At 61.8% G+C, this 9,690-nt stretch carries 8 protein-coding genes; 6 read left to right on the forward strand and 2 right to left on the reverse strand.

Going from position 1 to position 9,690, the window contains the following annotated elements; genetic code table 11:
• Window positions 1-24 precede the first annotated feature (24 nt).
• Window positions 25-3,189 (forward strand): BREX-2 system adenine-specific DNA-methyltransferase PglX, encoded by a 3,165-nt coding sequence (pglX, locus tag E1285_RS40155; protein ID WP_207947171.1) that lies wholly within the window; start codon window positions 25-27, stop codon window positions 3,187-3,189.
• A 211-nt stretch (window positions 3,190-3,400) separates the two neighbouring features.
• Here the strand turns inward: pglX and E1285_RS40160 are convergent, their stop codons facing one another.
• On the reverse strand, window positions 3,401-3,715 hold the full coding sequence (locus E1285_RS40160; protein WP_132159845.1) for a hypothetical protein: 315 nt from the start codon (window positions 3,713-3,715) through the stop codon (window positions 3,401-3,403).
• Window positions 3,712-3,912, reverse strand: coding sequence for a hypothetical protein (locus E1285_RS40165; protein ID WP_132159846.1), 201 nt, complete (start codon window positions 3,910-3,912; stop codon window positions 3,712-3,714). Before E1285_RS40165 ends, E1285_RS40160 begins: the two co-directional genes overlap by 4 nt.
• A gap of 208 nt (window positions 3,913-4,120) precedes the next feature.
• Here E1285_RS40165 and E1285_RS40170 point away from each other — a divergent pair, with 208 nt between their 5' ends.
• From E1285_RS40170 to E1285_RS40195, 5 genes are all read left to right on the forward strand, one after another.
• On the forward strand, window positions 4,121-4,918 hold the full coding sequence (locus tag E1285_RS40170) for a helix-turn-helix transcriptional regulator (RefSeq protein WP_165966955.1): 798 nt from the start codon (window positions 4,121-4,123) through the stop codon (window positions 4,916-4,918).
• The gene (locus E1285_RS40175; RefSeq protein WP_132159848.1) at window positions 4,915-5,118 is read left to right on the forward strand and encodes a DUF397 domain-containing protein; all 204 of its coding nucleotides are present in this window, start codon (window positions 4,915-4,917) and stop codon (window positions 5,116-5,118) included. The genes E1285_RS40170 and E1285_RS40175 overlap by 4 nt, the downstream gene beginning before the upstream one ends.
• Window positions 5,119-6,929: 1,811 nt before the next feature.
• A complete protein-coding gene (locus E1285_RS40185; RefSeq protein ID WP_132159850.1) occupies window positions 6,930-7,937 on the forward strand; it encodes a hypothetical protein in 1,008 nt (335 codons plus the stop codon).
• Window positions 7,938-7,940: 3 nt separating this feature from the next.
• The gene (locus E1285_RS40190; RefSeq protein ID WP_132159851.1) at window positions 7,941-8,759 is read left to right on the forward strand and encodes a protein phosphatase 2C domain-containing protein; all 819 of its coding nucleotides are present in this window, start codon (window positions 7,941-7,943) and stop codon (window positions 8,757-8,759) included.
• 106 nt (window positions 8,760-8,865) lie between these two features.
• Window positions 8,866-9,309, forward strand: a complete 444-nt coding sequence (locus tag E1285_RS40195) for an NUDIX hydrolase (protein WP_132159852.1) — start codon at window positions 8,866-8,868, stop codon at window positions 9,307-9,309.
• Window positions 9,310-9,690 lie beyond the last annotated feature (381 nt).

Consider the following 9,690-nt stretch of genomic DNA (forward strand, 5'->3'; position numbering starts at 1 on the left):
CGCCCGCCCCTGCCGGACGAGGAGTTGGAGGCCGCGACCGTCCCCGTCCACGACTTCACCGACGCGGACTGGAACACCCGCTTCCTCGGCAACCTCTACCAGGACCTCTCGGAGCACGCGAAGAAGAAGTACGCCCTGCTCCAGACCCCCGAGTTCGTTGAAGAGTTCATCCTCGGCCTGACGCTGGACAAGGCCATCAACGAGTTCGGTCTCGACCCGGAACCCCCTGAAGCCTGCCCCGAAGAACTCAACCTCCCGCGTGGGTTGAGGGTCATCGACCCGACCTGCGGCTCCGGCCACTTCCTCCTCGGCGCGTTCCACCACATCTTCGAACGCTGGCAAGCCCAGGCGCCGGGCGTGGACAAGTGGGACCTCATCCACCGCACCCTGTACTCGGTGCACGGCGTCGACAAGAACCCCTTCGCGGTCTTGATCGCCCGGTTCCGCCTAGCCATCGCCGCTATGAAAACTGGGGGCGTCGACAAATTCTCCGACGCCCCCGAATTCATCATCAACATCGCAGTCGGCGACTCTCTGATCCACGGGCGAGGTGGACCGAACCAGGATCAGGGTTACATGGACATCTCCGGCGCCGGCGAACTTCTCGAGATCGATCCTGTATTCACTTATGACACGGAAGATGTAAGTGACTACATCAAGACGGTCGACATACTGGGCATCAACAGTTATCACGTGGTTGTCGGGAATCCGCCCTACATAACCGTCAAGGACAAGATAGAGAAGAGCAACTACCGCTACTATCAAAGTGCTTCTGGCTCGTATGCACTTTCAGTACCTTTTACAGAACGTTTCTTTCAACTCGCTATCCGAGCGGGGCGGGATCGCAGAAGATCTGGCTATGTTGGCCAAATAACCGCCAATTCATTTATGAAGCGAGAATTCGGCAAAAAGCTCATCGAAGAATTCTTTCCGACCATCCGACTCACGCACGTCATTGATACCTCAGGCGCCTACATCCCCGGCCACGGCACGCCCACGGTCATTCTGATCGGACGTCGCGTCTACCGCCGTGATGAGCCAATCCGCGCCGTTCTCGGGATTCGCGGTGAGCCAAGCCAGCCCAATGACCCCGCTCACGGTTTTGTTTGGCGAGCCCTGGTGGCACAAACGAGCACACCAGGAAGCGAAAGTACGTGGTTTAGCGTCACCGATCTCCCCCCTGGCGCCTTGACCAAGCATCCGTGGTCACTTACGGGTGGAGGCGCCTCGGCACTGACGAGCATGCTGGAAGCTGGCCAGTACACGAGCGTCAAGGAGCGCGTACGCCTAATCGGCAGGACTGCTCACACGGGAAGTGACGAGGCATACTTCGCGCCCCCCGGAGCGTGGCAACGTCGCGGAGTCGCCGAGGAACATGTGGTCCCCCTTGTCGAAGGCGAGATGGTACGAGACTGGTTCCTTGACCATTCGACCGAGGCGCTCTTTCCTTACGACTCCAGACTTATAGCAACCATCAAGGATGCCGTCACGGCCCAACATCTCTGGATGCATCGCACGGCCCTCCGAGAAAGACGCGAGCCAGGTGGCACTCATGAGGAAATCGGCCTTACATGGTACGAATGGAGCCGCTGGCATCCGGAACGATTTGGCATTCATCTTGGCATCGCAATGGCCTTCGTTGCGACACACCCCCACTTCTCCATGGAGCGTGGCGGGAAGGTGTTTAAGCAGTCTACGCCTGTCATCAAGCTTCAGGACAACGCTAGCGAAACCGAATATATTGAAATGACCGGCGTATTGAACAGTTCGACCGCCTGCTTCTGGCTCAAACAGGTGAGCCAACCAAAAGGAGGTAGCGGCATTGGGCGCGGCATACAAGATGAGGCATGGGAGAATCGCCACGAGTTCACTAGTACGAAACTCAAGGAATTTCCACTCCCTTTCCGTTTCCCAACAGGAATCGCACGCAATCTCGACAATCTCGCACTAGAGATTGCAACCGTCACACCTTCGAAGCTTTGCCTTAAAGGTGCCCCGGAAACAAATGTGCTCGATAAGGCCCACGGCCAGTGGGCAAGCATTCGAGCAAAGATGATCGGACTCCAGGAAGAATTGGATTGGGAGGTGTACCAACTATATGGACTGCTGACCGAGGAGGAAGCAGCCGATTTGGTCGCGGATCCGGGTTCAGTTCCTGGAGTCAAGCTTGGTGAGCGTGCCTTCGAGATAATGCTAGCGCGGAAGGTGTCGGCTGGCGAGGCCGAGACGCAATGGTTCGCACGCCATGGGTCTACGCCGATCACGAAAGTTCCTGAGCACTGGCCGGAAAGTTACCGACGAGTGGTGGAGAAGCGGATCGAGACGATCGAGAGACGGCCGCAGACCATTGGGTTAATCGAGCGGCCAGAGTACAAACGCCGCTGGGCGACGGATCCGTGGGAGAAGAAGGAAAAGGACGCACTTCGAGACTGGCTGCTGGATCGGTGTGAAGCTCACGAGCTATGGTTCGCGCCGGACCACAGCGGCCATGAGCAGCCGAGGATGATGACGGTTGGGCGGTTGACTGACCGGCTACAGGATGACGTCGACTTCGTGTCGGTGGCTCGGCTGTACGCGGGTGATGACGTCGCGTTGATCGACGTGCTCACCGAGATCCTGGACACTGGGCACGTGCCGTTCATTCCGGCCTTGCGCTACAAGGACTCTGGGCTGCGCAAGCGGGCGCAGTGGGAAGAGACATGGCGGTTGCAGCGTCAGGAGGATGAGGACGGCGAGCGGCTCGATATCAAAGTGCCGCCCAAATACACGAGCGCGGACTTCGTCAAGAACTCGTACTGGCGAAATCGGGGGAAGCTAGACGTTCCCAAGGAGCGCTTCATCTCGTATCCAGGGGCTAGCCCGGATGGAGACAAGACGTTGCTCATTGGGTGGGCTGGTTGGAATCACGCTGAGCAGGCGCACGCGCTTGTCACGTTGATCGAGGAGCGGACCACCGAGGATGGGTGGGAGCTTGAGCGGCTTATGCCATTGCTGGCGGGCCTCGATGAGGTCTTGCCGTGGGTGAAGCAGTGGCACAGCGAGGTTGACCCGATGACCGGGTTGAGCCCGGCCGTCGCCTACGAGGGCTACCTTCAGCAGCAAGTCGAGCGGTATCCCGGGCTCTCTCGGGAAGAGCTTGCCCAGTGGCGGCCTCCGAAGAAGGCCGCGAAGAAGAAGGCTGCCAAGTAGGCGGACGGCCAGGCTCATCGGCCTGAGATCTCCAGGAGTCGTTGGCGGAGGACGTCGCCGTCAGTGGCCCAGATGAAGATCTCGTCACCTCTGACCGCCATCCAGATCGGGCGCCTGGGGTCAGCGATGATGCCGAAGGTCGGAAACTCCGCCCTCAGTTGAGCCAGGTAGGCGGCTGGGTTGAGTGGCCATGCCCCCGTGTAGGGAGAGTTCACGCGGGGGCTCCCAGATAGCCCTTGATCATCACCAGGGCGTCGGTGATCCGCTCGGACTCTGCGATCGGCTGCTGCCAGGACGTGAAGTACCAGTAGCGGCCCTCGTCGTCCTCGTGCGGTCGGCACGTGATCGTGTCCCCCGAGACTGCTTGGGCACCGCAGCAGCTCCGCGCGGTGGACGTCATGTTGCGGACGACCAGGCCGCCGGCCACGTAGTCGATCGTGAATCCGTGTGCCTTGAGGTGCATTCCCAGGGCCTTCAGCCGGACGTATGACTCGACTGCCGGGGACTCGTGCTCGGGGGTGGTCACAGCCGCCCCCTCGTGAACTCCGCGAGGGCGACCCGCTCGGACAGGCGTGTCTGGGCGTCGCAGAGAAGCCACAGTTCACCCTCGTCCCGGGCCTGGACCTCCCCCAAACAGCCGTTGAGGGTCTGGTAGTCGGTCAGCTCGGCGAGACGGCGCGCGACGAATCCATCGTCCAAGCGCTCGCCCAGCCAATCGGACATGAGGGGCATTTGCCCCGTTCTCGGGGAATTGTTTGATACCAACCTCTTATGCATCTCGTGGACCTCGTTGTCTGTCGTTGCGTCGAAAAGCTTGCAATCAGACTCACAGTCCGGGTTAAAGTGCGGTAGTGACCGCCCGACAGTGCCGGTCAAGCCGAGCCAAGATCAACTCAACCAGCGAGCCTGGTTAACCCCCCGGAGGCTCCAAATGAGCGAGAATCGAGCGCGCATCTTCTTCGGTGCCGAACTCCGGCGCATGCGCAGCGAGAACGCACTTACGGGGAAGGAACTCGCGGATGCACTTGGCTGCACGCCACAGTGGATCAGCACCATGGAGAGCGGCCGCAAAGTCTCCGAACAGAGTGCGCAAGACCTCGACACCTATTTCAAGACAGGCGGGCACTACCAGCGCTTGTGGAAGCTTGCAAATGACATCGAGATTGAGCCCATTCTCCCTCCGGGCTTCACCGAGTACAGCACGCGCGAGAAGAAGGCCGACTCGATCCACGTCTATAATGCACTTCTACTCAGCGGACTCTTCCAAACCGAGGACTACGCTCGCGCCGTCTTCCGCGACGTTGAGGAGACCGTAGCGGAGGAGTTGATCCGGAAACGCATGGAACGACGAGAGATCATCACCGGAGAGAGTGCACCTCGGATCTGGCTTACCCTTGACGAAAGCGTGCTGCACCGCGTGATTGGAAGTCGGGACATCACGCGAACCCAGTTCGGCCATCTACTGGAATGTAGCCGCCGTCCCAACGTCATGCTCAACGTGGTTCCGTGGAGCGCGGGTTATCACGCCGGTCTTGCGGGGAGTTTCACGATTCTCGGGTTCAACGATGGCACGAACATCGCATACACCGAGTCAGCCGGTGAAGGAATGCTCTTCGAGAAGCCTACGCGAGTGACGAGTTATGTCGTACGGTACGAGTTGCTGAAGGCTTACGCGCTACCGGTAGAGGAGTCGCGTGCCTTGATATCCACAGTGATGGAGAGCCTATGAGTACCAACACGTCCGTCCAGTGGCGGAAGAGCAGCCGTAGCGCTCACGAGGGTGGCGAGTGCGTTGAGGTAGCGGACCTGTCCCCCGTGATCGGGGTACGGGACTCCAAGGATCCGGACGGGCCGAAGTTGACCTTCACTGCCTCTGCCTGGTCGGCGTTCGCACGTGAGGTCAAGCGAAGCGCGCACGACCTGGTCTGACGTCCCCACCGTCTACGCCCCTTCGAGCCTCGGCCGTCCACGAAAGCCGGGGCTCGTCCCGTGCCCGCCCAGCAACGGACGACGGTATTGACCACTCGGCCCGACACCGCCCGGCGCCCCACGGCGCGGGCCGCACGACCTCACTCCACGGTGACGTACAGCCCCGCCCGCGGCATCATGACGCGCACTCCCGATCCGCCGCACCGGGGGACGCCTGGATCCCCGCGTTGATTCAAAGGTCCGCCCGTGTGCACCGGCATGAAGACCGTTTCGCGATCGACGGCACCTGCCCTCATCACACCGTCCGGCACGTCCGGAAGCACCAGTGCTCCAGCCCAAATCCGGTCGCCGCACGGCCACACGATCCCGGCGAGGTGGCGAATCCGCTCCACCCATGCAGATAGGACGGTTCAGGCCGCCGTCGCAATCACACGAGCGCACGGCGGACCGCACGGCTCGTCAAGTTCCCGTCCCGCGCATGACCGCCACTCGGCCCCGGCCCCACCTCAGCAACCACCGCTGCGCGATCACGGCTCGGACGGGCGCCGATACCCACACCGTCACACGCCTGCCGACAGACCCCTCACAAGGCGCCTCCCATCTCCGGACGCAAACAGCCGCACCCCTGCGTGTATAAGGCCTACTCACGGGAGACGTCCGTTGTCTTCGGTACGCCGCTCGTCTCATCCAGGTGGCAATGTCCTGGGATGGCGCGTCCCCGGCCATGCGTGCATCGTGTGCACGTGCCGGGACGGAGAAGTCCCTCGCACTCATCGGCGCCCAGCCCGGCCCGGAGCCCGATGCCCCGTCCCCATCACTTCTGCGCATGTGGGACGCTGCCCGTCGCCTCGGTCGTCGCCTTGTCCCACGCCGTCACGCGGGCCCTAATGTCGCGCCTCCGGCGCGTCATTAGGGCCCGCGATGACCTTTATAGCCGTGATCCGGCCGGGCGGCCCCGTTGCAGGATTCCAGATCCCCACGCCGCCTGCGTCGAGGCTCGAACGGCCGATTTCGGCCTTCACAGGAAGTAAAGCCAGCCGCATCTCGCCCGGTATGCCGGCGGCCAGAACATCTGGCCGAAATCAGTTCTATGAGACTCATCGATGGCACCGGAGCTCCCATTGACCCGGCGATCATGAGTGACACGCTCGCCACCAGCGGAGTTGTCTTCATCAGGGACGGCGACTTACCCACATTAATCGAGTTGCTTCTCACCTTTTCTGAGCTTTACCACCATCCACACGAGGATTCAGTGGGCATCACCCGAATAGAGGGGGCGTCCTCGGCCTCTACGATCGGCCATCCCGGACGTCAGGCATTCAGCCGAGACGCGTTGCCGCTCCACACCGACCGAGCGATGGTCGCCGCGCCTCCGACACTTGCGACCTTGCTGACCGTACAGGCTCCCGCGCAGGGCGGGGAGGCGCTCCTGGCGGACCTCGCTCCCGCGATACACCGCCTGACCCGCCTACCAGACCTCGCAGAGGCATGCCGCAGCGCGGTCCTGGTCTCAGCCGATCGGCAGGCACCCGTACTGGAACCACTGGGCCCCGCCGGCTACCGGTTCAGATATCGCAACGACGCGATAGCCCGATCACGTCTGCTGAGCTCATGCGGATGGCCCGTTCTCGAAGAGTTACGGAAACTGCGAAATACCCCACGAGTGGTCAGAATGAGCGCCGGAGATGGGTACATCGTGCACAATCACCGCTATCTTCATGGGCGGCGCTCCTTCAGCGGGGACCGCCAGATGATACGGCTACTTGCCAGTTCGGACATCCCTGTCATCACGGCCCAGGCCCTGCGCACTCATGGCGGATAACAACAGCGGGAACCGACAAGCCTCGACGCGGTCAAGGCTGGTCCGGCAACTTGAATCCCTCCCCGCCTCCACTACCCAGGAATTCTCGACCGGGATACGGCGGGTCGTCGAGGGCCTCGCGCAGCCCGAACGCCGACTGCGCAAACTGGTCAAGGACACGACCCTCAATTCCTCTGTTCGCTTTGCGGCATTGTACGGCTGGCTGCTCCGCCTACGCCGAGAGGAGAGATATGCAGAATATGAGGCGGTGGTCCGGCGGTATGCAGAGGAATTCGCCGGCGAACCCTACGTTTATACCTTCCATGCAATAATCGCGAAGAACAAGGGCGACACGGCGAACCTCCGGAGCGCCGTGGAGTACTCCCGGCAGGCGGCTGAACTCATGCCCGAGGTTGCAGGAGTCATTCATCAACTGGCCGCCTTCATTGTCGAATACTTCGAACGCAGCGAAACGGTCGTCACCGAGGAGCTGGGCGAAGCCGGACGGGCCGTCGATCGCGCCATCGCGATCACCCGTGGGCGGACCGGTCACTACTTCGAGACGAAAGCGAGGCTGCTAGCCCTCCGGGGCGACTACGCATCGGCCAGAATCGCGGTAGGGCAGGCGATCGAACTCGAGCCAAGGACGTCCGTCGATTATCACCGCAGGCTCACCGAGTACCAGGCCACGCGAGTCCGCATCGACCTGCTTCAGCAACGTTCACATTGGAATGACCAGCTAGAGCAGAATCGCCGGGAACTAGCGGAATTCAAAGCACAGCAGCTGCAGCTGCTAGGATTACTGGCCGCTGTGGTGGCATTCGTGGCCGCGACCGCGAACATTGCCAGCAAGACCAGCCAGGCCGACGGGATTCGCCTGATTCAGGCCATGGCAGGTTCCCTCATAGTGGTGTTCGCCTCATTCTCTCTGGTCAGCACGAAATCCACTTGGCGAATCGCCTGCATGTACGCGGTGGGCTTTCTTATGCTGGCCGTTCCTTACCTACTGAAGAGGTAATCCATGAGGCTCGTGGACAGAGGCGAAGACGCGGGTTCGGCGGGTCGGCCCAGCGAGGACCGCTCCGGCGTGGCCGGCAACCTCGCGTGGGTCATCGACGGCGCGTCCGATTTCCGGGGCGAACGGAGCCTGCCCGCGCTGTCCAATGTTCACTGGCTGGTGGACCACGTGCACCAGGCTCTGAACAGGGCGGGCTCCGCGCATGACTACACCGCCTCGGCCCGACTGCTGCACGATGTCCAGCGCGACATGATTCGTGAGCTGCAGAATTTCGATCTGGCGGAGATGCGGCAGCATCCCTGTTGCTCTCTCGCGGTCCTCCTCGTCAACGACGACGCGCTCGAGCTGGCACGTGTCGGAGATGCCGTGGGCTTCGTCGCAGGCGACTCTGGCCTCTTGGATGTCACCACGGAGTTCTTCGACGAGCGGGAGGCTGCGGCGGTGGCGAGCGCCCGGGCGCAGGCACTGACGCACGAGGAAGTAACGGCCGCCATGCAGCGGCGACGGGCCGAGTACATCCACGGGATCGCCGGCGAGTCGGTGTTCTCCGGGCACCCGGCCGGAAACCTGTTCATCCACACACTCGCAGCACGGCGGAGCGCGCCTTTCGACACCGTCCTGCTGTCCACCGACGGACTCGCGCGGGCCGTGTCCGAATACCACTTGTTCGATACCTGGCACGACCTCCTGCAAGCCTGCCGGCGGAAGAACATCTCCTCGGTCATCGGCGACGTCCGCGCCTATGAGAAAACCCTCACCACCGAAGCTTCCGGAAAATTCAAGAAAAGCGACGACATTGCCGCCCTCCTGCTGGAGATATGATCGTTACTCCCGATGTTCGGGGAAGGCCATATTCCCGGCAGGCGCCCGTGCTAGCTTCTGGTTGAAATTCTGCGGTACCCCGAGACGACCTGAAGGCGGCCATCAGATGAGCAGCACCGAACACCGACCATACCTTGTCGAACGAAACCCCGGGTATTTCGAATACCAGCTTCCGGTATCGGTGAAGTTGGTCATCGACATCGGCGGCTCGATCCCTCTCCTGAAGAACGAGCGAGAGGAGTGGGAACTGCCCGGGGGCAAGCTGGAACTGGGCGAAGCACCCGAACTATGCGTCGAACGAGAAGTTCAGGAGGAACTCGGCCTCACCGTCAAGGTTGAATCGATCATCGACACCTGGGTGTACGAGATCACCCCGATGCGGCACGTCTTCATCGTGACCTACGGTGCACACTACTCGGGCTCGGAGACCGCGAGCAGTTCCAACGAGCACAAGGCCCTCTCGGTCGTCCCCTTCGGGGAGGCAGAGCACCTCCACATGCCCGAGCAGTACAAGAACTCGATCCGAAAGTGGCGCACGCTGAAGCATTAGCTCATGGGTCACCGCTTCAACGTCGTCACGCCGATCACGCGCACGGGTGCTCCCAACGCCCGCAGCCTTCGGTGTACAGGTCGAGCACCCTGCGTCACTCCTCGATCCGCACAACGCCGACCAACGCGCGGCACTTCACGATGGCGGCGAGGTCTTCTCGCCTGAGTATTTCGATGGCAGCTGACACAAGTTCGCCACCACAGCCCCTCCGGGTGATCCCTGCCACTATCCCGCGTCCCCTGCCGCACTCGATCCCAGGGCTAATGCGTTCTCAGATGCTGAGATGAGCCGGTAGATCGGCAGGCCAAACGGCGGGTGGCACCCGGGGGGTTGTGAACGACGAACGCGGTCCCCGATGATCTTGGGTGTCTAAGCCAGTCG

The sequence above is a fragment of the Actinomadura sp. 7K507 genome (genome assembly GCF_004348425.1).
Classification (GTDB): domain Bacteria; phylum Actinomycetota; class Actinomycetes; order Streptosporangiales; family Streptosporangiaceae; genus Spirillospora.

Coding starts and splice junctions, on each gene's coding strand:
- E1285_RS40165 (WP_132159846.1), bottom strand. CDS start 3,912: ATGTCCGATTGGCTGGGCGAGCGCTTGGACGATGGATTCGTCGCGCGC.
- E1285_RS40170 (WP_165966955.1), top strand. CDS start 4,121: ATGAGCGAGAATCGAGCGCGCATCTTCTTCGGTGCCGAACTCCGGCGC.
- E1285_RS40175 (WP_132159848.1), top strand. CDS start 4,915: ATGAGTACCAACACGTCCGTCCAGTGGCGGAAGAGCAGCCGTAGCGCT.
- E1285_RS40185 (WP_132159850.1), top strand. CDS start 6,930: ATGGCGGATAACAACAGCGGGAACCGACAAGCCTCGACGCGGTCAAGG.
- E1285_RS40190 (WP_132159851.1), top strand. CDS start 7,941: ATGAGGCTCGTGGACAGAGGCGAAGACGCGGGTTCGGCGGGTCGGCCC.
- E1285_RS40195 (WP_132159852.1), top strand. CDS start 8,866: ATGAGCAGCACCGAACACCGACCATACCTTGTCGAACGAAACCCCGGG.